The organism is Streptomyces sp. NBC_00075 (assembly GCF_045041225.1).
Classification (GTDB): Bacteria; Actinomycetota; Actinomycetes; order Streptomycetales; family Streptomycetaceae; genus Streptomyces; species Streptomyces adonidis.
Window position 1 is genome coordinate 834442 of record NZ_CP108243.1, and the last position, 23739, is coordinate 858180.

General features: G+C 70.4%; 20 protein-coding genes. 8 read left to right on the forward strand and 12 right to left on the reverse strand.

What is annotated here, in order from left to right:
• Nucleotides 1–41 precede the first annotated feature (41 nt).
• On the reverse strand, nt 42–1013 hold the full coding sequence (locus OG787_RS03750) for a phosphotransferase family protein (protein WP_405534279.1): 972 nt from the start codon (nt 1011–1013) through the stop codon (nt 42–44).
• A 154-nt stretch (nt 1014–1167) separates the two neighbouring features.
• Nucleotides 1168–2028, reverse strand: coding sequence for a DUF3626 domain-containing protein (locus tag OG787_RS03755; RefSeq protein ID WP_369032760.1), 861 nt, complete (start codon nt 2026–2028; stop codon nt 1168–1170).
• Nucleotides 2029–2224: 196 nt separating this feature from the next.
• Here OG787_RS03755 and OG787_RS03760 point away from each other — a divergent pair, with 196 nt between their 5' ends.
• The 3 genes from OG787_RS03760 (at nt 2225) to OG787_RS03770 (ending at nt 6237) form a co-directional block, all read left to right on the forward strand.
• Nucleotides 2225–3481, forward strand: coding sequence for an aromatic acid exporter family protein (locus tag OG787_RS03760; protein ID WP_369032719.1), 1257 nt, complete (start codon nt 2225–2227; stop codon nt 3479–3481).
• Between the two features lie 40 nt (nt 3482–3521).
• Nucleotides 3522–4550, forward strand: coding sequence for a hypothetical protein (locus tag OG787_RS03765; protein ID WP_369032718.1), 1029 nt, complete (start codon nt 3522–3524; stop codon nt 4548–4550).
• A 451-nt stretch (nt 4551–5001) separates the two neighbouring features.
• Nucleotides 5002–6237, forward strand: coding sequence for a lactonase family protein (locus OG787_RS03770; protein ID WP_405534280.1), 1236 nt, complete (start codon nt 5002–5004; stop codon nt 6235–6237).
• Here OG787_RS03770 and OG787_RS03775 read toward each other — a convergent pair.
• Complete coding sequence (locus OG787_RS03775; RefSeq protein WP_369032716.1) at nt 6205–6930, reverse strand: DUF2470 domain-containing protein; 726 nt, start codon at nt 6928–6930, stop codon at nt 6205–6207. The genes OG787_RS03770 and OG787_RS03775 overlap by 33 nt on opposite strands.
• Before the next feature lie 105 nt (nt 6931–7035).
• Nucleotides 7036–7644, reverse strand: coding sequence for a TetR/AcrR family transcriptional regulator (locus OG787_RS03780; RefSeq protein ID WP_405534281.1), 609 nt, complete (start codon nt 7642–7644; stop codon nt 7036–7038).
• A gap of 117 nt (nt 7645–7761) precedes the next feature.
• Between OG787_RS03780 and OG787_RS03785 the strand changes: the two genes are divergently transcribed.
• Nucleotides 7762–9231: a cytochrome P450 gene (locus OG787_RS03785; RefSeq protein ID WP_405534282.1), complete on the forward strand. Its 1470-nt coding sequence runs from the start codon at nt 7762–7764 to the stop codon at nt 9229–9231.
• 107 nt (nt 9232–9338) lie between these two features.
• The gene (locus tag OG787_RS03790) at nt 9339–9539 is read left to right on the forward strand and encodes a DUF5999 family protein (RefSeq protein ID WP_369032713.1); all 201 of its coding nucleotides are present in this window, start codon (nt 9339–9341) and stop codon (nt 9537–9539) included.
• Between the two features lie 18 nt (nt 9540–9557).
• Here the strand turns inward: OG787_RS03790 and OG787_RS03795 are convergent, their stop codons facing one another.
• The 8 genes from OG787_RS03795 to OG787_RS03830 form a co-directional block, all read right to left on the reverse strand.
• Nucleotides 9558–10862: an alpha/beta fold hydrolase gene (locus tag OG787_RS03795; protein WP_405534283.1), complete on the reverse strand. Its 1305-nt coding sequence runs from the start codon at nt 10860–10862 to the stop codon at nt 9558–9560.
• A 112-nt stretch (nt 10863–10974) separates the two neighbouring features.
• Nucleotides 10975–12006 (reverse strand): LacI family DNA-binding transcriptional regulator, encoded by a 1032-nt coding sequence (locus OG787_RS03800; RefSeq protein WP_235472832.1) that lies wholly within the window; start codon nt 12004–12006, stop codon nt 10975–10977.
• 92 nt (nt 12007–12098) lie between these two features.
• Complete coding sequence (locus OG787_RS03805; protein ID WP_405534284.1) at nt 12099–13523, reverse strand: BNR repeat-containing protein; 1425 nt, start codon at nt 13521–13523, stop codon at nt 12099–12101.
• A 51-nt stretch (nt 13524–13574) separates the two neighbouring features.
• A complete protein-coding gene (locus OG787_RS03810) occupies nt 13575–13895 on the reverse strand; it encodes an L-rhamnose mutarotase (protein WP_330286043.1) in 321 nt (106 codons plus the stop codon).
• 17 nt (nt 13896–13912) lie between these two features.
• Nucleotides 13913–14995, reverse strand: a complete 1083-nt coding sequence (gene rhaS, locus OG787_RS03815; RefSeq protein ID WP_369032710.1) for a rhamnose ABC transporter substrate-binding protein — start codon at nt 14993–14995, stop codon at nt 13913–13915.
• A 102-nt stretch (nt 14996–15097) separates the two neighbouring features.
• Nucleotides 15098–16093 (reverse strand): ABC transporter permease, encoded by a 996-nt coding sequence (locus tag OG787_RS03820; protein WP_235472836.1) that lies wholly within the window; start codon nt 16091–16093, stop codon nt 15098–15100.
• On the reverse strand, nt 16086–17126 hold the full coding sequence (locus tag OG787_RS03825; RefSeq protein ID WP_369032709.1) for an ABC transporter permease: 1041 nt from the start codon (nt 17124–17126) through the stop codon (nt 16086–16088). The genes OG787_RS03820 and OG787_RS03825 overlap by 8 nt, the downstream gene beginning before the upstream one ends.
• Nucleotides 17123–18640 carry a sugar ABC transporter ATP-binding protein gene (locus OG787_RS03830; protein ID WP_405534285.1) on the reverse strand — a complete coding sequence of 506 codons (1518 nt, stop codon included), beginning with the start codon at nt 18638–18640 and terminating at the stop codon, nt 17123–17125. The genes OG787_RS03825 and OG787_RS03830 overlap by 4 nt, the downstream gene beginning before the upstream one ends.
• A gap of 288 nt (nt 18641–18928) precedes the next feature.
• On the opposite strand from OG787_RS03830, the gene rhaI reads away from it, so the two are divergent.
• The 3 genes from rhaI (at nt 18929) to OG787_RS03845 (ending at nt 23698) form a co-directional block, all read left to right on the forward strand.
• Nucleotides 18929–20089 carry an L-rhamnose isomerase gene (gene rhaI, locus OG787_RS03835; RefSeq protein WP_369032707.1) on the forward strand — a complete coding sequence of 387 codons (1161 nt, stop codon included), beginning with the start codon at nt 18929–18931 and terminating at the stop codon, nt 20087–20089.
• Nucleotides 20090–20198: 109 nt separating this feature from the next.
• Nucleotides 20199–22238, forward strand: coding sequence for a bifunctional aldolase/short-chain dehydrogenase (locus OG787_RS03840; protein ID WP_405534286.1), 2040 nt, complete (start codon nt 20199–20201; stop codon nt 22236–22238).
• Nucleotides 22235–23698 carry a rhamnulokinase family protein gene (locus OG787_RS03845; protein WP_405534287.1) on the forward strand — a complete coding sequence of 488 codons (1464 nt, stop codon included), beginning with the start codon at nt 22235–22237 and terminating at the stop codon, nt 23696–23698. Before OG787_RS03840 ends, OG787_RS03845 begins: the two co-directional genes overlap by 4 nt.
• Nucleotides 23699–23739 lie beyond the last annotated feature (41 nt).

The following is a 23739-nucleotide window of genomic DNA, read 5'->3' on the forward strand; positions in this document are numbered from 1 at the left end:
ACAGTTGCACCGCACCAGACTACGCACTGGGACACACCGAACTAGCGCGGGCGGCGCGCGAGTGGAAGATCTCCCAAGGCACCCATCAGCGCAGGCCCGACCACCTCCCGCGCCCACTCCTTCCGCTCCTCCCCCATCTCCCGGGGCACCACCTCGGTCAGCATGATCAGGTACAGGTAGGAGCAGTACAGAGCGATCCGCCGACAGACCCCCTCCTCGAACTCGACCTGCCCTCCGGCATCCCGATAGCCCCGCAGAAACGCCTCGTCGCCCCGGATGTCCCCCAGCAGCGCCAGCGACACGAAGTCGGCCACCGGGTCGCCCCAGAACATGCGCTCGCCGTCGATGAGACCACCGATGCGCGGCGCCCCGGCCGAGCGGTCGACCAGGATGTTGCCCTGCCAGAGGTCGAAGTGGACCAGGTGGGGCACGGTGACCTCGTCGAGGGCGTCGTACGCGTCCCGGGCGGTGCGAGCCACCTCGTCCACCGGAACGGGCAGCCACGCGCCGTAGCGAACGGCGTCGTCGAGCACCGCGTCGAACATCGTCGTGAAGGCGGTACGCCAGTCGGGGGCGAGGGGGCCGAGGGCGCCGGAGGGGTAGCCGAAGGCCGATCCGGTGACCGTGTGCAGACGAGCCACCAGGCCGCCCAGCTCACCCCTCAGGAGCACGCGCTCGGCATCGGTCGGGGAGTCGTCCCACGGGTCGCCCGGGCAGGCGGTCATCAGCAGGTGGCCGTCGCCGAGGGCCACGAGACTCGGCGCCGGTACGCCGACCGTGCCGGCGGCGCGGTAGAACTCCGCCTCGGAGACGAGCAGTCGGGACTCGTGCCGCAGCCCCGGCACTGTCTCCGGCGGCGGGATCTTCAGGACGTACCGGCTGCCGTCGGCCAGCCGAAGCTCCTCGACGGCGTTGTACGTCCCACCGGTGAGCGGACGGCAGCCCACGAGGCTGTCCGGCGGCAGCCCCGCCGAGGTGAGGATCTCTCTGGCCCGCTCCCACGAATCGGTCACCGTCTCCGTGCCTCCCCGTCTCGACCGGCCGCGTCCGCGCCCTGCGTACGGCCCCGGAACAGCGTACGGAAGCGGGTGCGGAACGGGTCGGGAACCGGCCCCGTCCGCCACAGGGCAGGCCAGCCGTCCAGGGACATTCTGGACCCTTTGACGCCTAGTTCGAACGGGCGGTGCCCGCACCCTCCGGGGCGCCGAACCGGGCGAGGCAGTGCCAGACCATCTTCAGGTGCTGGAGTTCATGGCTGCCGGTGCGGACCGCGTCCCCGATGATCCGTGGGTCGAGGCGGCCGTCCTCGGCGATCCGGGCGCCGAGTTCGACGTACTCGGGTCCCCGGTAGTCGGCGTGGCGGCGCAACTCCCCTACGGTGAGCCGGTATCCGGGGTGCCATTCGAGCGGTACGGGCAGTGTGCGGGCCGCCTTCTCCACCGGGGTGCCGCGATAGCTCGCGTCGAGGACCAGCGCCTCGACGTCCCGGTCGAGCAGGACGGGGCCGTGTATCTGGGCCTCGATGTAGTCGTCGAGCGCGTCCCGATCGTCCGCCTCGGCGAGCGCGAGGAGGGACATTCCGGCGGCGACCCCGAAGTGGGCGGGTTCCGCCGCGCTGTCCGGGTAGCAGAAGGTGGCCCGGCCGAGGGCTGCGCCGGTCAGCCGGAAGTGCGAGGAGCCGAACCTCGGGGCGGCGCCGACGACCTGATGGCGGAAGTTCAACGCGCCGTACACCGGGCGCTGGTGGGCGGGCGCGCTGTCGTACGTCCCCGCGAACATCCGGCTCTCCCAGCGCCAGCGGTCGCCGCCGGGACGGGCGGTGAGCCCGCCGTTGCTGGTGCCGGTGACGAACTGCGAGCGGTAGACACCGTCCTGGGCCAGCGCCCGCAGCAACGGCAGTTCGCGGACCGTCCGGTCGGGGTGGAAGTTCAAGGTCACCCGGAGGTCAGGGGACACGGTGGGGCCGGTGGAGAGGGCTGCGACATGGCGGAGCGCCTTCGCGTGCGGGGAATCGGGGTCGTCGGCCATACGGACCAGGAGATCACCGGACGGCCCGAAGATCCACAACGTATTGGTCAACCTGGTCAACAGAACCTGTGGTCAACGAAGGGAAACATCCCTGATCACGTGAGGAACACCTCCCTCCGCCCCGCACGCGCTCGCGGCCTTCCGTGAGTACGCTCGGTCCGTTTGCGGGAAGGACGGGAAGGAGGCGTGCGCGCGCATGCGAGTGATACCCGGTGAGTGGACGGCGTCCGTCGTCCGGTTCGTGGGCAGGCACCGCGAGCCCGTGGTCGTCCAGACGCTGCGGTCGGCGGCCGCCGCGACGATCGCGTACGTCGTCGCCCTCCGCGTCAGTCCCGAGTCCGCGCCGCTCACCGCGCCACTGACCGCGCTCCTGGTCGTCCAGGTCACCCTCTACGCCACGATCAAGACCGGCATCCGCCGGGTGAACTCCGTGGTCGCCGGGGTCGTCATCGCGATCGGCTTCAGTGTGCTGATGGGCCTGACCTGGTGGAGCCTGGGGCTGATCATCCTGGCCTCGCTGGTGGTCGGGCATCTGGTGCGGGTCAGCGAGTTCGTGCCCGAGGTGGCGATCAGCGCGATGCTGGTCCTCGGCGTCACCCGGGTCGGGGACACGGCCTGGGCGCGGGTCCTGGAGACCGTGATCGGCGCGGTCGTCGGGCTCACCTTCAACCTGCTGCTGGCTCCCCCGGTGTGGGTGGAGGCGGCCGGCGAGTCCATCGAGGATCTGGCGCGCCGCGTACGGCAGTTGATGCTGCGGATGGGCGAGGAGGCCGCCGGCCGCACTCCCGTGGACCACGCGACCGCCCGGCTGCACGAGGCCCGTCGGCTCGACCACGACATCGTCGAGGTGGACGCGGCCCTGCAACAGGCCGAGGACAGTCTGCGCCTCAACCCGCGGGTCCGGGAGGGCCTGTTGCACCGAGTGGTGCTGCGCACCGGCCTGGACACGCTGGAGATCTGCACGGTCGTCCTGCGCGTCCTCGCCCGCAGCCTCACCGACCTGGCCAAGGAGCGGGAACCCGAGCCGCTGTTCGCCCCGGAGACGGGCGCCGCGCTGGAGCGGCTGCTGTCCGAGATCGCCGACGCCGTGGTCAGTTTCGCGGTCCTCGTGACCACCGACGTCAGTGTCAGCGCCGAGTCGGCGGAGACCCGGCTCGCCACCGAACTCCGGGCGGCGACAGCGACCCGCGACAAGCTGGCGCAGCTGCTCCTGGCGGAGATCCAGCAGGACGCGGCCCAGTGGCAACTGCACGGGGCCGTCCTGACCGAGGTCAACCGCATCCTCGACGAGCTGGACACCGAGCACCGCTCCCGGCGGCTCCTGGAGGAGCTGGACCGGTGCACCCGCGAGGAGCGGGAGCGGATGCCCCGGCTGACCCGGCTGCGGAAGTACCTGAAGCGGGTGCGCGTGCCGGGCAGGAACCGCGAGGCCGTGTCACGTCGTTCTATGTGACGAAGTCACATGGAACAACTGAGGACCAAGGGGGCGGCGCATGGGTGACTCCGGCGTGCGGATCGAAGGCAACACCCTGCGACTGCCGGGCGGTGTGGCCGTACGGTTCGTCCGCACCCTCCGGCTGCCGGAGACGGGCACGCATCCGCTGCCGCCGGGGCTCGGCGAGTTCCCGGTGCGCCGGGTCGCCGACTACCCCGACACCGTGCCGGAGGCCTGGCGGGCGCGCGGCGGGGTGCTGCTGCCGGTGTATCTGCGCGAGGCGATGTGGCTGAGTTTCGCGGGCACCGTCGAGCCCGCCGCGTTGCAGGTGGGCGTGGGCAAGGTGTGCGCGGTGTCGGGCGAGCCGTGGAGCGACCGGCTGTCGCGGAAGCCGCAGAACTACGTGGTGCTGCCGCGCCAGCCCTGGCTGGACGGCATCAACTCCGGCAAGGGCACCGTACGCCAGTTCGTGGCGGTGCCGCTCGGGCTGGGCGCGACCGTCGAGGGCCAGGTCACGGGCGAGGAGGTGTGGGGCGGCGTACAACTCCAGTCGTTCCCGCTGTCCGACGCGGAACTGGCGAAGTGGCGCGAGGAGGAGCGCCGCCGGGCGGAACGGGCGGCGACCGCCCGGAACCGGGGTTACGGCGGGCCCGTGCCCATGGCGCCCATGGCGATGCCGGCGCCGAGCGGTGCGGCGGCTCCGCAGCGGTCGGGGGCGGCGATGGGGCTGGGGGTCGGTGGCTCGATGCGCCAGGAGGTCTACCGGGACGACCGGCCGCTCAAGGCATGGGCCGAGCGCCCCGCCGGACGCGTGTTCGTACACCTCGTGACGCCGCCCGAATGGCGCCGCATCACGGGCGAGGCGCCGCCTCCGTCACCCGTGGACCGGGCGGCCTACACGAGGGCCGGCCTGCCCTGGTTCGACTACTACGACGAGAACGCGGGGGATCTCGCGCCGACGGATCCCCTCGGGGCCGTGAAACCGGTCGGCGACTGGCTCGGCGACGACCACGAGCCGTGGCAGGAGCCGTCCCCCGGACAGGTGAAGCCCCTGACGGGGAAGCCGGTGGAGGACGGCGACTGGTAGCCGATTTCGCCCCCGCCGCCCCTACCCGTTCCCATCCCTGGGGGCTGCCGCCCCCAGACCCCCGCTGTCGGCCTGAACGGCCTCGTCCTCAAACGCCGGACGGGCTGAGATGCCCCGGCCGGTGCTGACGAGGCGCCGCCTGTGCGGCGGGGGCCGGTGGGCGGGGCAAAGGGGTGGGCTGAGCATGGCTGTCCTCGAACGCCGGCCGGGATTGGTCTTTTAGCCCGTCCGGCGCTTGAGGACGAGGCCGTTCAGGCCGAAGCGGGGGTCTGGGGGCGCAGCCCCCAGAAGGATGGGACGGGTAGGGGCGGCGGGGGCGAAGAAAGAACACCCCCGCACGTTGCAGCCCATGCAACGCCCATTGCTCCTCTTGCACATCACAGGTGATCCACGTCAGAGTTGCTGTCACAGCCGACAACAGCTGAGGCGACCGAGACCCGGGGTGCAGGTAATGAGCGGTGGTACGGACCCGGCGCGAGGTGCGCGCGGCGGCTGGAGCAGGCGCCGGTTCGTGGGTGCGGCGGCAGGCACCGCCGCGGCCGCGTCCGTCCCGGCGCGAGCGATGGCGGCCGTACCGCTGGAACCCGCCACCACGCCGGAATCACCGGCGCCGGAATCATCCGCAGAGGCAGCCCCTCGACCAGCCGCCCCCCGCCCCCTCTTCCTCGGCACCTACACCTCCGTCGAGAACGGCGGCACCGGCATCGGCCTGGCCACCTACGACCCGGAATCGGGGCGGATCACCGGCGCCGGAACCGTCACCGGCGTGGGTGACCCGTCCTACCTCGCCTTGCATCCCGACGGCCGCACCCTGTACGCGGTGAACGAGCGCGAGGACGGCGGCGTGACCGCGATCCGGCTCGGCGGCGAGGGCAAGCCGCATCAGGTGCTCGGCACGCGGAGCACCGGCGGCGCGGGACCGTGTCATCTGTCCGTGCATCCGAGCGGGCGGTGGCTGCTCAGCGCCAACTACGGCTCCGGCAGCGTGGCGGTGCACCCGATCGACGCCTCGGGCACGCTGGGCGAGCGCACCGACCTGGTGACGCACTCCAGTCCGGCGCCAGGCCCGGGTCAACAGGGCCCGCACGCGCACCAGTTCGTCACCAGCCCCGACGGCGGCCATGTCCTCGCGGTCGATCTGGGCACGGACACGGTCTACACGTACCGCCTGGACCTCACGCGCGGCACGCTCACCGAGGTCTCGCGCGACCGGACCCGGCCGGGCGCGGGCCCGCGCGATCTCGCCTTCCACCCCGGTGGGCGGTACGCCTATCTCGCCAACGAGGTCGACAACACGGTCGCCGTGTGTGCCTACTCCCCCGCCACCGGGCGACTGTCCATCGGGGAGGCGCAGTCCACGGGGACCGGTTCGGGCACGAGTTACCCGGCCCAGTTCGTGGTGAGCGCGGACGGGCGGTTCGCGTATCTGGCGAACCGCGGCCACAACAGTCTGACGCGGTACGCCATCGAGGCGGACGGTGCCCGGCTGCGGCTGCTCGACACGGTGCCGGTCGCCGGTGACTTCCCGCGTCAGATCGCCCTCTCCCCGTACGGGAACCTGCTGTTCGCGGCGAACCAGCGGTCGAGCACGGTCAGCGTCTTCCGCGTCGACCCTGCGAGCGGTGAACTGCGGCTCGCGGGCGAGCCGTTCGCGTCACCCGTCGTCGTCTGTGCGCTGCCGCTGTAGCGCGCGGGGGCAGGAGGCGGCGCTGGCCTGGGTCAGGAGGATGTGCATGCGCTCGGTGAGCTGCGCCACGGTGTCGGCGGGCCGGTGGAACGCCAGCCGTACGTCGCCGTGGGCGCGGGCCCGCTCGATGCGCAGGGTGAGTCCGTGCCGGTCGACGGCGAGCGGCTGGACCTTGACGGCGCCATGCAGGCTCTCCGGCTCGACCAGGCGGGTGAGGCGCTCGACGGCGTCGCCGTGGCAGTCGGCGAGGTGGGTCAGCAGGCCGGCCTCGGCCGTGGCCAGCGGGTCGGGCTCGGCGGCGGCGAACTCGTCGAGGTCGACGACGGTGGCACCTGACGTCTGGCGCAGCACCACCCGCGTCGGGCGGAACGCCAGCTGCTCGCCCTCGACGGAGAACCAGCCGGCCATCCACAGCCGGGCGCGGATCCGGTTGCGTACGGGGACGGGCGAGACGTCGGCGAACTCCAGCACGGCCGAGGGCTCGCCGCGCGGGGCGCAGACGGCGGCGGCGAGCAGCGTGCTGTCCGCCGGCACGTCCAGGATCACCCGGCCGTCCTCGCCGACGGTGTGCGCGCCGACGAACTCCTCGCGCCCGCCGTCCGCGGTCACCGCGCAGGACCACGCGGCCGCGAGCACCGAGCGCGCGCGTTCCGCCGCCGCGGGCGCGGCCGTCCAGGTCGGACTGTCACCCATCCCAAACCTCCTTAGGTAAGCCTTGCCTAACCTATCGAAGATCTGGGCGCACGCCAACCACCTCCCGTGATCCTGTGCGATTCCTGTACCGGGTCCAGAGGGCGTTCAGAGCGCGAGCGTGCCCAGCAGCGCCCGCGCACACAACTCCCGCACCTGCTCCCGGGACAGGTCCGAGCCGCGCAGCCACTCCAGGCAGACGGCGGTCGTGAACGCCAGCCAGCCTCGGACGGCGAGGCGCAGTTCGGGCCGCTCCTCGGCCAGTCTCCCGAACTCCGGGTCGGCCGCGAGCGCTTCGAGGATCTGCCGCTCCTGCGTGGCCAACGCCCGCCGGTAGACCTTCCGTACGGCCTGGTCGCCGGAGGCGTCGGCACGGTGGAAGGCGCGATAGCCGTGCGCGTGCTCCTCGACGTACGCGAGGAACGCGTCGAGATTCGCGTCCAGTTGCTCCCGTGCGGGAACGCCCGGGACGGCGGCCGTCATCCGCATCATGCGTTCGCTCTCGCGCTCCACGACCGCCGCGAAGAAGTCCCGCTTGGTCGGGAAGTAGTGGTAAAGCAGCCCGCGCGAGACGCCGGCGATCTCGGCGACCTGCTCGATCCACACCTCGTCGTACGGACTCTCCGAGAACAGACGCGCACCGACCGACAGGAGCTGCTCCCGGCGCTCGCCGGTACTCAGCCGACGGCGCGTGCGCTCCCCCTCTTTCGCGGACATGCCCGCACTTTACTTGAGGCTACTTGACGTCGATTCAACAGCGGGACCAGACTGAAACCGTTATTGAATCCACGTACAACAGGTTCAACACGCCACTGGATCAAGGGAGATGGCGTCATGACCGAGACGGCGACCCGGAGCGCTTCGCCCAGGGGATTCCGCAGTGCCGAGCTGGGCTGGCCGGAGCTGCACCGCATTCCGCGTCCGCCGCGCCGGATACCGCTGCTCGGCGATCTGATCGGCGTCAGCCCGCGCACTCCCCTCCAGGACTCGATGCGCGTCGGGCAGCGGCTGGGGCCGATCTTCCGGCGCAAGGCGTTCGGCAAGGAGATCGTGTTCGTGTGGGGCGCGGATCTCACCGCCGATCTGGCGGACGAGTCGCGCTTCGCCAAGCACGTGGGCCTCGGGGTGGCCAACCTGCGGCCGATCGCCGGGGACGGGCTGTTCACGGCGTACAACCACGAGTCCAACTGGCAGCTGGCGCACGACGTCCTCGCCCCCGGTTTCAGCCGTGAGGCGATGGCCGGCTACCACCCGATGATGCTGGCCGTGGCCGAGCGGCTCACCGACCACTGGGACCGGGAGCTGGCGGCGGGCCGCGCGGTGGACGTGCCCGGTGACATGACGAAGCTGACCCTGGAGACGATCGCCCGCACCGGCTTCGGGCACGACTTCGGCTCGCTCGAACGCGACCGCCCGCACCCCTTCGTGACGGCGATGGTCGGCACCCTGAACCACGCCCAGTACCTGAACGTCGTCCCCGCGCCGCTCGCCCCGCTGCTGCTGCGCCGGGCCACGCGCCGCAACGAGGCGTCCATGGCGTATCTGAACCGCACGGTCGACGACCTCGTACGGGCCCGCCGAGCGTCCGACGGCGACGGCACCGGCGATCTGCTCGACCGGATGCTCGACACCGCCCACCCGGAGACCGGTGAGCGCCTCGCGCCGGAGAACGTGCGCCGGCAGGTGCTCACCTTCCTCATCGCGGGCCACGAGACGACGTCCGGCGCGCTCTCCTTCGCCCTGCACTACCTCTCCCAGCACCCGGAGATCGCCGCCCGCGCCCGCGCCGAGGTGGACCGCGTCTGGGGCGGGGCGGCCGTCCCCGGCTACGACCAGGTCGCCAAACTGCGGTACGTGCGCCGGGTGCTGGACGAGTCGCTGCGGCTGTGGCCGACGGCGCCCGGCTTCTCCCGCGAGGCCCGGCACGACACGGTGCTCGGCGGTGAGCATCCGATGCGGGCGGGCGCCTGGACGCTGGTCCTCGCCCCGCTGCTGCACCGCGACCCGGCCGTCTGGGGCGCCGACGCCGACCGGTTCGACCCGGACCGCTTCGACGCGGCGGCCGTACGCGCCCGCCCCGCCCACGCGTTCAAGCCCTGGGGCACCGGCGCCCGGGCGTGCATCGGCCGCCAGTTCGCGCTGCACGAGGCGACACTCGTCCTCGGCCTGCTGCTGCGCCGCTACGACCTGAAGCCCGACCCGGACTACCGGCTGCGGGTGACGGAACGGCTGACGGTGATGCCGGAGGGGCTGCGGCTGCACCTCGAACGCCGCTCCCCGGGCGAGGAGTTGGCGGCTGCCTGAGCAGAAACCTCACAGATGAATTTCCCGGCGTGTCGGGGTCTCCACATACAGAGGAAAACAACCTCCGCTCTACTACTGAGGCAGACCCCTGACACACGGGAGAGACCATGTGCACCCACCAGCCTCCGTGCCCGTCCGTCGACAGCCCGGACCACGACGCCGCGGTCATCGTCACGGCCCACCCCGAGCAGGGCTGGAACCTGCTCTGCAACGGCACGATCGTCTTCGACGACACCGGCGAACTCCTGCCGGACGGCCGGGCGGTGGGCCCGCTGCGCGGCGTCGGCACCCTGGCCGTCGCCGCCTGACTCACCGGTTGCCCGTCCTCACACCTCGTCGCGGGTCAGGGCCAGCAGCCGGTCGAGTACACGCGGTCCGCCCGCCCGTACCCCGTCGTGCTCGAACTCGTCGGTCACCCAGGTGCGCAGCCCCCGGATCGCCCGCGCGGTCTCCAGGGCGTGGCCCGTGTCGACGTACATGTCGTCGTGGTAGACGGCCGCGGCGACCGGGACCTCGTTGACGGCGAGGCGCGAACGGTCGTACAGGGACGGCCAGTTCGTGTGGGCGGCGAGGAGTTCGGCGGTCTCGCGCAGGGGGCGCAGGGCCGGGTCGACGTCGAACATCCAGGGGTGCACCGACTCGCCGGTGAACAGCAACGGGCCGTCGCCCGCGAGGGACTTGCCCGCGTCGAACTGCGGGAACTCGGCGCGCACCCGCTCGGCGGACCAATCGGTGGGGCGGGAGTCCTGGCCGTAGCAGGCCTCGTGGACAAGGGCGTACAGCGGATGCCCGGCGTACGACAGGAGGCCCTGGGCCTCCTCCAGGAACGCGTCGGAGAGGACCGTGCCGTCGGGGGTGCGGACGAAGGCGTCCTCCAGGAGGTAGTGCAGGCGGTGGCTGCCCTCGCCGCCGCCGAGGACGATGCCGAGGGACTGGAAGGCCTCGACGGTCAGGCGGTAGCCGTTCGGAAGGAGCGGCTCGTGGCCGATCACGTACTCGGCGATGCGTCTCGCGCGTTCCACGTCCTGGGGGTAACGCGCGTAGTGCGCGGCGACCTTGCGTTCGATACGGGGGTAGGCGGCCCGGTAGACGTCGTCCGCGTGTCCGTCGAGGGACGGGAGGCCGCCGGTGATCAGGGCGGCGGTCAGGCCCTCGGGCGCCGTCGACAGGTAGTGCACGGCGCAAAAACCGCCGAAGCTCTGGCCGAGGACGGTCCAGGGGGCGCCGCCGGTGACCGTCGGGCGGATGGCCTCGCAGTCCCGGACGATCGAGTCCGCGCGGAAGCGGGTCAGATAGGCGGCCTGTGCGGCGGGGCCGCCGCGCAGCGGGAGCGTCTGACGGTTGGCGGGGGTGGAGGCGCCGGTGCCGCGCTGGTCGAGGAGGAGGACACGGAACTCCTCCAGGGCCCGGCCGAGCCAGGCCCCCTGGCCGACGAAACGATTCGCCCCGAAGCCAGGACCGCCCTGGAGATAGAGCAGCCACGGCAGGTCGTCCCGGTTCGCCTCGCCGCTCGCGACGACCTCACGGGCGTACAGCTCGATGGTCTCGCCCCCGGGGTCGTCGTGGTCCAGGGGCACGGTGAAGCGGCGGTCGGTGAGGACGACGCCGGGCTGGCGGTAGCTGACGGTCAACGGTGCTCCCGAGACGGTTGGATTCCAGGCCGCCCCAGTTCAGCACATGTTCGCGGCCCTGCCGAGCCCCTGGATCATGACAACGTACTGAACGCGCGATCAGTTCCGGACATCAGCGGGCCGACAGACTGGAGCGGCGGACCACCAGTTCCGGCTGGAGGACGACCCTGCGGTGCTCATGGCGCCTGGGCCCGGTCTCCGTCTCCGCCTCGGTCTCCTCCAGGAGGAGTTCGGCGGCCAGGGCGCCCATGGTGACGGCGGGCTGGCGTACGGAGGTCAGCGGGACGGCCGCCGCGGCGGCGAACTCGATGTCGTCGTAGCCGACGATCGCGAGGTCGTCGGGGACGCCGACGCCGGCCGCGTACATGGCCTGGAGGACGCCGAGGGCGAGCAGGTCGTTGGCGCAGAAGACCGCGGTGGGGCGCTCGGCGAGGCCGAGGAGGCGGGCGCCCGCGTCCCGGCCGGCGGCCACGTCGAGGCGTTCGGTGGGCAGCTCACGCAGGGCCGAGGGGCTGAGGCCGGCCTCGGCGAGCGCGTTCAGGGCGCCCGTGCGGCGGTCGCGGACCTGGTTGAAGCCGGGCGGGCCGCTGACGTACGCGATGGAGCGATGGCCGGCGTCGATGAGATGGCGGACGGCCAGGGCGCCGCCCGCGACGTCGTCCACGGAGACCGAGCACTCGGTGGTGCCCTCGGCGACCCGGTCGACCAGCACGAACGGGATGCCGTGCCGGCGGAAGGAGGCGATGTTGCGGCCGGTCGCGTCGGCCGGGGTGAGCAGCACTCCTCGTACGCGCTGCTCGGCGAAGAGCGACAGGTAGTCGGCCTCCTCGCCGGCGCTCTGGGCGCTGTTGCAGACCATCACACCGAGCCCGGCGTCGCGCGCGGCCCGCTCGGCGCCGCGTGCCACATCGACGAAGAAGGGGTTGCCCATGTCGAGGACGAGCAGCCCCATGATGCGGCTGCGCCCGGCGCGCAGCTGACGCGCGGACTCGCTGCGGACGTAGCCGAGGCGGTCGATCGCGGACAGCACCCGGGCCCGGGTCTCGGTGGCGACCGAGTCCGGACGGTTGATGACGTTCGAGACCGTGCCGACGGAGACTCCGGCGGCACGGGCGACGTCCTTGATACCCACCGGCTGGGCCATCGGGCGGGGACCTCCAGTGAAACGAACGGTGGCGGGCAGGCCCTTACATTAACCGCGGCCTGCCCGACCCTTGGTAATCCGGCCTGATCCGGTCACGCGGGAAGGCTGAAGTCGACGACATGGAGCGCGGACGGCGTCGTACCGCTCGACTTCTCCTGGTAGAGGACGGACAGGACGTTGTCCTGCGCGATCCGCGTCTCGTCGATCACGACCTCACCGAAGGCGTTGAGGGTGCTGCCGTCGTAGAGGATCGTCCAGTCGGTGTACCCGGAGGACTTCGAGGCGCCGGCTATCCGCCCGAAGGGGAAGATCGCGTAGGCGTTGTCGTACTTGTCGAGGACCAGCTTGGTGCGCTGGCTGGAGTTGAGGGGGACCGGGATCTCGGTCTTCTGCCAGGTGCCGGCGGAGTTCTTGCGGACGTGGAAGGCGCGGCCGTTGGCGGTGCGGTTGGTGACGTAGTTCGTCGTGCACTGGCCGAAGCGGCCGGGGACGTAGCTGATGATCGCGTGCGGCAGACCGGACGAGTCGGTGAACTGGCTCTCCTGGTTCATCAGGGAGTGGTCCGGGTTGAGGGAGTCGACGACGAGTCCGCTGTCCGTCACGGCGACCTTGTCGGTGCCGCCGGTGGTGCCGACCGCGGTGCCCGCGTTGTTGCGCCAGGTGCGGCCCCGGTCGTCGGAGTAGACGTAACCGGTGTCGTGGTTGGTGATGCCGCCGCTGTTGCACATCACGGCGCCGTTCTGCTCGCGCCAGGTGAAGAACGAGTGCAGCCGGCCGTTCTTGTCGTAGTCGATGCCGTGCAGGTACATGTTGCGGACCGTCGACGAGCCGTGCTCGCTGGTGTACGTGCCCGTGGAGCTGGTCCACTCGCCGAGCGCCGTCCAGGTCGAACCGTCGTACTCGGCAAGGGCGTTGCGGCCGTTCCCGGAGATACCGACGCGGTAGCTGAGCTGGAGTTTGCCCTCGGGCGTCGAGATGAACTGGGGGTAGGTGAACTGCGTGGTGAGCGCGAGTCCGTCGAGCGTCGACTGGGGTGAGCCGAAGCGGGCGGCGGTCCAGCTGAGCCCGGACGGGTTGTCCATGAGCCCGGCGACCGACTTGACGTAGGTGAAGCCGTCGCTGTGCGAGTCCATGTTGAGGTGGAGCCGGCCGTCGACCTTCGAGACGCCCATGGAGATGACGTTGTGGGAGTCGCTGGCCTTCAGGGTGTGCCCGACCTGGACCGTCGACCAGGTGGTGGCGCCGAGGACGCGGCGGGCGACGACGGCGTTCTTGTCGGCGGTGTACCAGACGGCGTACTGGTAGCCCTTGTAGGTCAACAGGGCGTTCTTCTGGAACGAGTTGTTGTTGACCAGGCCGTCGTACGAGACGAAGAAGACTGCCTGGGAGTCGAGCGTGGTGTTGCCGGTCTGGGTGACCGAGGGGCCGGGGTCGGCGGCGCGGGCGCTGCCGACGGCGAAGGCGGGGGTCACCACGGCACCGGCGAGGGCGGCGCCCAGCAACGTACGTCTTTTCATCTCGGGGGACTCCATTGTCTGGCGAGGTGAGAGAGGAGTTCGAACGGGGGTTCAGGCGAGGTGGAACACCTCGGTGAGGGGCTTCATGGCCTCGTCGGGGCGGGCGCCGTCCAGCGACTCGAAGAACGGCGCCATCTCCGCCTGCCAACGGGCGTTGATCTCTGCGGCCTCCATGCCGGCCTGGGCGGCGGCGAAGTCCTCGGTCTCCAAGTAGCCGACCAGCAGGCCGTCTTCGCGCAGGAAGAGCGAGTAGTTGTGCCAGCCGGTGGCCGAGAGCGCGTCGAGCATCTCGGGCCACACGGCGGCGTGCCGCTCGCGGTACTCGTCGAGGCGGTCCGCCCGGACCTTCAGCAGAAAGCACACGCGCTGCATCAACAGCCCCCAGGGAATCAGAAGTTGAACTGGTCGATGTTGTCCTTGTTGAACACGGTGGGCTTGCCGAGGCTGATCACACCGTCCGCGCCGATCGTGAACGAGCCCATGTCGCCGGCCTTGAAGGTCTCACCCTCCTTGCCGGTGATCTGCCCCGACACCAGCGCGACGGCGGTGTACGCGGCCAGCTCGCCGAGCTTCGCCGGGTCCCACAGCTCGAAGCCCTCGACGGTGCCGTTCTTGACGTACTTGCGCATGTCGTTGGGGGTGCCGAGGCCGGTCAGCTTGACCTTGCCCTTGTACTTCGAGCCGGACAGGTACTGGGCGGCGGCCTTGATGCCGACGGTGGTCGGGGAGATGATCCCCTTCAGGTTCGGGTACTCCTGGAGGAGGCCCTGGGTCTGCTGGAAGGACTGCTGGGCGTCGTCGTTGCCGTACGCGACCTTGACCAGCTTGATGTCCTTGTACTTCGGGTCCTCCAGCTCCTTCTTCATGAAGTCGATCCACACGTTCTGGTTCGTCGCGGTCTGCGCGGCGGACAGGATCGCGATCTCGCCCTTGTAGCCGATCTGTTCGGCGAGCAGCTGCACCTCGGTACGGCCCAGGTCCTCGGCGCTGGCCTGCGAGACGAAGGCGTTGCGACAGTCGGCCTTGGTGTCGGAGTCGTACGTGACGACCTTGATGTCGTTCTTCATGGCCTGCTTGAGCGCGGTGCACAGGGCACCCGGGTCCTGCGCGGACACGGCCATCGCGTCGACCTGCTGCTGGGTGAGCGTGTTGACGTACGACACCTGCCCGGAGGTGTCGGTGGCGCTGGACGGACCGACCTCCTTGTAGGTGGAGCCCAGTGCCTGGAGCGCCTTCTCGCCGCCCTTGTCCGCGGAGGTGAAGTACGGGTTGTTGACCTGCTTCGGCAGGAAGCCGACGGTCAGCCCCTTCTTGGTGGCCGCGTTCGGGTCGGCCTTGCCGGTCGCGGCGGCCGAGGCCCCCTCGTCCTTCACATCCTCCTTGGTGGTACCACCACAGGCGGTGAGGGCCAGAGCGAGCGAGGTGGCCGCGGCGAGCGCCGCGGAGGCACGACGAATGGATGACTTGCGCATGAGGGTTCCTTAGAACAGAGGGTGAGGAGAGACGCCCCGTTTTCAGGGGCGCGGGGAACTGCGCGACCAGCCACAGCCGGTCCGCAGTCTGCGAACAACCGTTTACGTAAGCCTTTGCGAGGCCCGGGCCAGTGAGACCTGCCGAGCAACCCGAGGTCCCAGTACGGAGAGAACCAGCAAGACGCCCGTGACGACGATCTGAGACTGAGCCGAAACGTCCTGAAGGCTCATCACGTTCTGTAGCGCCCCGAGCAGGAACACCCCGGCGATGGCGCCACCCAGCGTGCCCTTCCCCCCGTCGAAGTCGATCCCGCCCAGCAACACGGCGGCGATGACGGACAGTTCAAGCCCGGTGGCGTTGTCATAGCGGGCGCTGGCGTAGTGCAGCGCCCAGAAGATCCCGGTGAGCGAGGCGGTGAGCCCGGTCACCGCGAACAGGATCAGCTTCTGCCGCTTCACCCGGATACCGGCGAAGCGAGCGGCCTCCTCACTCGCCCCGATCGCGAACAGCGACCGGCCGAACGGAGTGGCGTGCAGCACGACCACGGCGATCGCGAGCAGCACCAAGAAGGGCAACAGGGCGTACGGGACGAACGTGTCGCCGATGCGTCCGGCCGCGAAGTCCAGGTACTGCGTGGGGAAGTCGGTCACCGCGTCGGAGCCGAGCACGATCTGTGCGATGCCCCGGTAGGCGGCCATGGTGCCGATGGTGACGGCGAGGGAGGGCAGCCCGAGCCGGGTGACGAGCAGCCCGTTGATCAGTCCGCAGACCACCCCGAGGAGCAGGCAGATCGGGATGATCGTCTCGATCGTCATGCCCTGGTTCCACAGGGCACCCATCACCGCGCCGGAGAGGCCGGCGGTGGAGGCGACCGAGAGGTCGATCTCGCCGGAGACGACGAGAAGGGTCATCGGAAGCGCGATGAGCGCGATCGGGAGGGTGTTGCCGATCAGGAAGGACAGGTTGAGCCCGTTGCCGAACCCGTCCACGAACCCGAAGGACAGCAGGAGGACGACCACGAGGAGGACACCGACGGCGGAGTCCCACCTCTTCAGGGAGGACCCGCGGATCGCGCGCGCGAGTGACGAGTCAGCCATGGCGGGCGTTCCTCTTCTTCAGTGCGGACGCCACGCGCAGGGCGACGATCCGGTCGACGGCGATGGCGAGGATGAGCAGGATGCCGTTGATGGCCATGACCCACACCGAGCTGACGCCGAGGGCGGGCAGCACGCTGTTGATGGAGGTCAGCAGCAGCGCGCCGAGCGCGGCCCCGTAGACGCTGCCGGAGCCGCCGGTGAAGACCACACCGCCGACCACGACCGCGCTGACGACGGTGAGTTCGTAGCCGTTGCCGGTGCTGGAGTCGACGTTGCCGAACCGGGCGAGGTAGAGCGCGCCGGCGAGTCCGGCGAGGGCGCCGCAGAAGGTGTACGCGGTGAGGATCCGCTTGCGCACGGGGATGCCGGCGAGCCGGGCGGCCTCGGGGTTGGAGCCGAGGGCGTACAGCTCACGGCCGCCGCCGAAGTGCTTGAGGTAGTAGGCGGTGGCGATGAGTACGGCGAGTGCGATCAGCGCGAGGTAGGGCACCGCCGAGATGCCGCCGGAGCCGAAGTCGACGAATCCGTCCGGGAGATCGGCCGCCGTGATCTGGCGGGAGCCGACCCAGATGGAGTCGATGCCGCGGATGATGTAGAGCGTGCCGAGGGTGACGACGAGCGCGGGCACCTGCCCGAAGCTGACGAGCAGCCCGTTGAGCAGTCCGAACCCGATACCCATGAGGACGGCCAGGGCGACGGCCACGACGGGGTTTCCGCCGTCCTGGAGGTAGACGCCGGCGGCGAAGGCGCTGATGCCGAGCGTGGAGCCGACGGACAGGTCCACGTTGCGGGTGATGACCACCAGCGACTGGCCGGTGGCGACCAGGACCAGGATCGTCGCGTTCAGCAGCAGGTCCTTGATGCCCTGTTCGGACAGGAACTCGCTGTTGCCGGCCTGGGTGACGGCGATCATCACCAGGAAGACGACCAGGATGGCGAGTTCGCGCATCTTGAAGACGCGGTCCACCAGCCGGGTGGCGCCGGCCTTGGGCACCTCGGCGGCGGGGGCGGGGTTGGGAGCGGTCACCGTCATGCGGCGGCCCTCCCGGTGGCTGCGGCCATCACCGTTTCCTCGGTTGCTTCGGAGCGCGGGATCTCGGCGGTGAGGCGCCCCTCGTGCATCACGAGCACGCGGTCGGCCATACCGAGGATCTCGGGCAGGTCGGAGGAGATCATCAGAACGGCCACCCCGTCGGCGGCCAGCTCGCTGAGCAGGCGGTGCACCTCGGCCTTCGTACCGACGTCGATGCCCCGGGTGGGCTCGTCGACGATCAGCACCCTGGGGCCGGTGGCGAGCCACTTGGCCAGGACGACCTTCTGCTGGTTGCCGCCGGACAGCGTGTTGACGGTGTCGGCGATCCGGGCGTACTTGACCTGGAGCTTGACGGCCCAGTCGAGGGAGCGGCTGCGCTCGGCGCCCCGGTCCATGAGGCCGGCCCTGACGGTCCTACGCAGGCCGGTGAGGCCGATGTTCCGCTCGATGGACATGTCCATCACCAGGCCCTGGGCGCGCCGGTCCTCGGGGACGAGGGCGAGCCCGGCGGCCATGGCCGTGGAGGGGGCGCCGTTGGTGAGGACCGTGCCGTCCACCTCGACCTCGCCGGCGTCCCAGCGGTCGATGCCGAAGACGGCCCGGGCGACCTCGGTACGGCCGGCGCCGACCAGCCCCGCGAGGCCCACGATCTCGCCGTGCCGCACCTCGAAGGAGACGTCGGTGAAGACGCCCTCGCGGGTCAGCCGGCGCACGCTCAGGGCGACCTCGCCGGCCGCCACGTCCTGCTTCGGGTACAGCTCGTCGAGGTCGCGGCCGACCATCCGGCGTACGAGGTCGTCCTCGGTCATGCCGTCGATCGGCTCGCTGGCGATCCAGGCGCCGTCGCGGAGGGTCGTCACCCGTTGGCAGATCTTGAAGATCTCCTCCAGCCGGTGCGAGATGAACAGCACGGCGGCGCCCTGTTCGCGCAGGGTGCGGACGACGCCGAAGAGACGGGCGACCTCGCTGCCGGTGAGGGCGGCGGTCGGCTCGTCCATGATCAGGACGCGGGCGTCGAAGGAGAGGGCCTTGGCGATCTCGACGATCTGCTGGTCCGCGATGGACAGGCCGCGGGCGGGACGGTCGGGGTCGAGTTCGACGCCGAGGCGCCGCATCAGGGCGGCGGTCGCCGAGTGGGTGGCCTTGTGGTCGATCCGGCCGAGGGCTCGGCGCGGTTGGCGGCCCATGAAGATGTTCTCGGCGATCGACAGATCGGGAAAGAGCGTCGGCTCCTGGTAGATCACGGCGATACCGGCGTCGCGGGCGTCACCGGGGCCGTGGAAGACGACGGGCGCGCCGTCGAGCAGCACCTGGCCGGCGTCCGGTCGGTGTACGCCGGCGAGCGTCTTGATGAGGGTCGACTTGCCGGCGCCGTTCTCACCGGCGAGTGCGTGCACTTCACCGGGGAACAGCTCCAGGGAGACGTCCCGCAGGGCACGCACCGCACCGAAGGACTTGGAGATGTCCTTGAGCGCCAGCACTGGGGCCGGCCCCGGGTCGGACGGGTGGGTCATGAGGGCTCCTCGACGACGCCGGTGGGACTGGCCTCACGACGTCGTGAAAGGTTTCAACTGGGTTGCCGGGACGTTAGACATGGGAGCCATGTCACGTCAATGGGTCCGTGTCGAAATTCTTTCGATAGTTGAAGGTCACGGGCAAGTCACGGCAGCCTGAGTTGGTCAGAGGGGTTGACACCCCTTCGGGGGGCTCATAGCTTCCCGTTCTGAATCGTTTCATCAGATCGTCGTTCCGCAGGCTGTTTCCCAGTCGTCGTTCCGACCCGATGTCACAGGAGTCCCGCAGTGACCGAGCGCAGCGCGGTGAAGGCCGCTCTCAAGACCCAGGCCATCGAAACGCCGTCGTGGGCGTACGGGAACTCGGGGACCCGTTTCAAGGTGTTCGCCCAGCCCGGCGTACCCCGCAACCCCTTCGAGAAGCTGGACGACGCCGCCCAGGTGCACGCCTTCACGGGGGTCGCGCCGACCGTCGCGATGCACATTCCGTGGGACAAGGTCGAGGACTACGCGGCCCTGGCGAAGTACGCGGAGGAGCGCGGCCTGAAGCTGGGCGCGATCAACTCGAACACCTTCCAGGACGACGACTACAAACTGGGCAGCATCTGTCACCCGGACGCGGTGGTGCGGCGCAAGGCGCTCGGTCACTTGCTGGAGTGCGTCGACATCATGGATGCGACGGGGTCGAAGGACCTGAAGCTGTGGTTCGCCGACGGGACGAACTATCCCGGTCAGGACGACATCCGTGAGCGGCAGGACCGACTCTCGGAGGCGCTGGCGGCGGTGTACGAGCGGCTCGGCGACGACCAGCGGATGCTCCTCGAGTACAAGTTCTTCGAGCCCGCCTTCTACACGACCGATGTGCCGGACTGGGGGACGGCGTACGCCCACTGCCTGAAGCTCGGGCCGAAGGCTCAGGTCGTCGTCGACACCGGGCACCACGCTCCCGGGACCAACATCGAGTTCATCGTCGCGACGCTGCTGCGCGAGGGGAAGCTCGGGGCGTTCGACTTCAACTCGCGGTTCTATGCGGACGATGACCTGATGGTCGGGTCGGCTGATCCGTTCCAGCTGTTCCGGATCATGTACGAGGTGATCCGGGGTGGGGGGTTCGTGCCTGAGGTGGCGTTCATGCTGGATCAGTGTCACAACATCGAGGCGAAGATCCCGGCGATCATTCGGTCGGTCATGAATGTGCAGGAAGCGACCGCCAAGGCGCTGCTTGTTGATGGGGCGGCGTTGGGGGCTGCTCAGCGGGCCGGGGATGTGCTGGCCGCCAACGCGGTGTTGATGGACGCGTACAACACGGATGTGCGGCCGTTGCTGGTGGAGGTTCGGGAGGAGTTGGGGTTGGACGGGGATCCGATCGCTGCGTATGCCCGGTCCGGGTGGGGTTCGAAGATTGCTGCGGAGCGGGTTGGTGGGGAGCAGGCCGGCTGGGGGGCGTGAGCGTCTGCCGGGTTTCTGTTCAATGCGGAGTGCCGGCCGTCCGTGGCTGGTCGCGCAGTTCCCCGCGCCCCTGAAGGGGCGCTCCACATCACGTAAGGATTGATCTCGCATGGCAACCCATCCTGAAGCCGCCGCCCTCATTGCCCGGTCTCGTCGGCTTGGTGCTGACCCCCGTAATACGAACTACGCCGGTGGGAACACCTCGGCCAAGGGGACCGATGTGGATCCCGTCACCGGGGGTGATGTGGAGCTGATGTGGGTCAAGGGGTCCGGGGGTGATCTGGGGACGCTGACCGAGGGTGGGCTGGCTGTGTTGCGGCTGGACCGGTTGCACGCGCTCAAGGGTGTGTATCCGGGGGTGGAGCGCGAGGACGAGATGGTCGCCGCGTTCGACTACTGCCTGCACGGCAAGGGTGGGGCGGCGCCGTCGATCGACACCGCCATGCACGGACTCGTCGACGCGGCCCACGTGGATCACCTGCACCCCGACTCCGGGATCGCGCTGGCCTGCGCCGCCGACGGGGAGAAGCTGACCGCCGAGTGCTTCGGGGACCGTGTGGTGTGGGTGCCGTGGCGGCGGCCCGGGTTCCAGCTCGGGCTGGACATCGCCGCCGTGAAGGCCGAGAACCCGCAGGCCATCGGGTGCGTCCTCGGCGGGCACGGCATCACCGCCTGGGGCGACACCGCCGAGGAGTGCGAGCGCAACTCGCTGCACATCATCCGTACCGCCGAGGCCTTCCTGGAGGAGAAGGGGAAGGCCGAGCCGTTCGGGCCCGTCGTCGAGGGGTACGGTCCCCTCGCGCCGGGCGAGCGGCGTGAGCGGGCCGCCGCCCTTGCCCCTTACGTCCGGGCCATCGCCTCGCAGGACAAGCCGCAGGTCGGGCACTTCACCGACTCCGACGTCGTGCTGGACTTCGTCTCGCGTGCCGAGCACCCTCGGCTGGCCGCCCTCGGTACTTCCTGCCCCGATCACTTCCTCCGTACGAAGGTCCGGCCGCTCGTCCTCGATCTGCCGGCCTCCGCTCCCCTCGACGAGGCGATCGCACGGCTCAAGGAGCTGCACGCCGAGTACCGCGAGGAGTACGCCGCCTACTACCGGCGCAACGCTCTGCCCGACTCCCCCGCGATGCGCGGCGCCGACCCGGCGATCGTGCTGGTCCCGGGCGTCGGCATGTTCAGCTTCGGCAAGGACAAGCAGACCGCGCGCGTGGCCGGCGAGTTCTACGTCAACGCGATCAACGTGATGCACGGGGCCGAGGCGGTCTCGACGTACGCGCCGATCGAGGAGTCGGAGAAGTTCCGGATCGAGTACTGGGCCCTGGAGGAGGCGAAGCTCCAGCGGATGCCCAAGCCGAAGGCGCTCGCCACTCGGGTCGCACTCGTCACCGGTGCGGGCAGTGGGATCGGGAAGGCCATCGCCGAGCGGCTCGTTGCCGAGGGTGCCTGTGTCGTCGTCGCCGATCTCAACGCGGAGAACGCCGCCGCTGTGGCGGAGGAGCTCGGTGGGCCCGACAAGGCTGTCGCCGTCACCGTGGACGTGACCTCCGAGGAGCAGATCGGCGCGGCCTTCCGGGACGCCGTGCTCGCCTTCGGTGGAGTGGACCTAGTGGTCAACAACGCGGGGATCTCCATCTCCAAGCCGCTGCTGGAGACCTCGGCCCGGGACTGGGATCTCCAGCACGACATCATGGCGCGCGGGTCGTTCCTCGTCTCGCGTGAAGCGGCTCGGGTGATGATCGCCCAGGAGCTGGGCGGTGACGTCGTCTACATCGCGTCCAAGAACGCCGTCTTCGCCGGGCCGAACAACATCGCGTACTCCGCCACCAAGGCCGACCAGGCCCACCAAGTGCGGTTGCTGGCAGCCGAGTTGGGAGCGCACGGTATTCGCGTCAACGGGGTCAACCCCGATGGTGTGGTGCGCGGGTCCGGGATCTTCGCGGGTGGCTGGGGTGCCCAGCGCGCCGCCACGTACGGCATCGAGGAGGAGAAGCTCGGCGAGTTCTACGCCCAGCGGACCATCCTCAAGCGTGAGGTGCTGCCCGAGCACGTCGCCAACGCCGTGTTCGCGCTGACCGGCGGCGAGCTGACGCACACCACGGGGCTGCACGTCCCGGTCGACGCCGGCGTCGCCGCCGCCTTCCTGCGATGAGCGTGATCAAGTCGTACGCCGCGGTCGACCTCGGCGCGTCCAGTGGGCGCGTCATGGTCGGCCGGGTCGGGTCCGACACGCTGGAGCTGACCGAGGCGCACCGGTTCGTGAACCGGCCCGTGCGGGTGCCCGAGGGGCTGCGCTGGGATGTGCTGTCCCTGTACGCGGGGGTGCTGGACGGGCTGCGGGCAGCGGGGCAGGTCGACTCCGTCGGCATCGACAGCTGGGCCGTGGACTACGGCCTGCTGGATCGGGACGGAGCGCTGCTCGGCAATCCGGTGCACTATCGCGACGCCCGTACCGAGGGTGTCGCAGAGAAGGTGTGGGCGTCGGTTCCGGCCGCCGAACTGTACGCGGCGACCGGGTTGCAGTACGCCCCCTTCAACACCCTCTATCAGCTGACGGCGGCTCGCGGGACCCGCCAACTGGCCGCCGCCGAGCGGTTGTTGCTCATCCCTGACCTGCTGACCTACTGGCTGACCGGCGAGGCCGGCACCGAGCTGACCAACGCCTCCACCACCCAGCTGATCGATCCCCGGACCCGCGACTGGGCGCACGACATCGCACGGAAGCTGGACATCGACCTCGGGCTGTTCGCGCCGCTGCGGCAGCCCGGTGATCCGGCGGGCGTGCTGCGCGCCGAGGTGCTGGAGGAGACCGGGCTCACCGGGCCGGTGCCGGTGACCACGGTCGGGTCGCACGACACCGCATCGGCGGTTGCTGCCGTGCCTGCTGTCGACGAGCGGTTCGCCTATATCTGCACCGGCACCTGGTCCCTGGCGGGCCTGGAGCTGGACGCGCCCGTACTCTCCGAGGAGAGTCGGGCCGCCAACTTCACCAACGAGCTGGGGCTCGACGGCACGGTCCGCTATCTGCGCAACATCATGGGGCTGTGGCTGCTCCAGGAGTGCGTACGGGCCTGGGGGGACCCCGAGTTGGGTGCGTTGCTGCGGGCCGCGGCCGAGGTACCGGGGCTGCGGTCCGTGGTGGATGCGGGTGACTCGGCGTTTCTGGCGCCGGGGCGGATGCCGGAGCGGATCGCCGAGGCCTGCCGGGTCTCCGGGCAGCCGGTGCCCGAATCGCCGGGCGAGATCACGCGGTGCATCCTCGACTCCCTCGCCCTCGCGCATCGGCGGGCGGTGGCCGACGCCCAGCGGCTCGCCGGGCATGCCGTCGACGTCGTACACATCGTCGGGGGTGGGACGCGCAACGCGCTGCTGTGCCAACTCACCGCCGATGCCTGCGGGTTGCCGGTGGTGGCGGGTCCGGCCGAGGCCGCCGCGCTCGGCAATGTCCTCGTCCAGGGCCGGGCCCACGGGCTCGTCGGCGACCGTACGGACATGCGCCGGCTGCTCGCCCGTACCCAGCCGCTGACCCGCTACGAGCCGTCCGGTGACCCGGCGGCCTGGCGTGCGGCGGAGGCCCGGCTCACCGAAGCCCGGCTCGCCGAAGGCCGGTGAGGGGGGCTCCCTCCCTGTGCGCCGTCCGCGTACCCTGCACT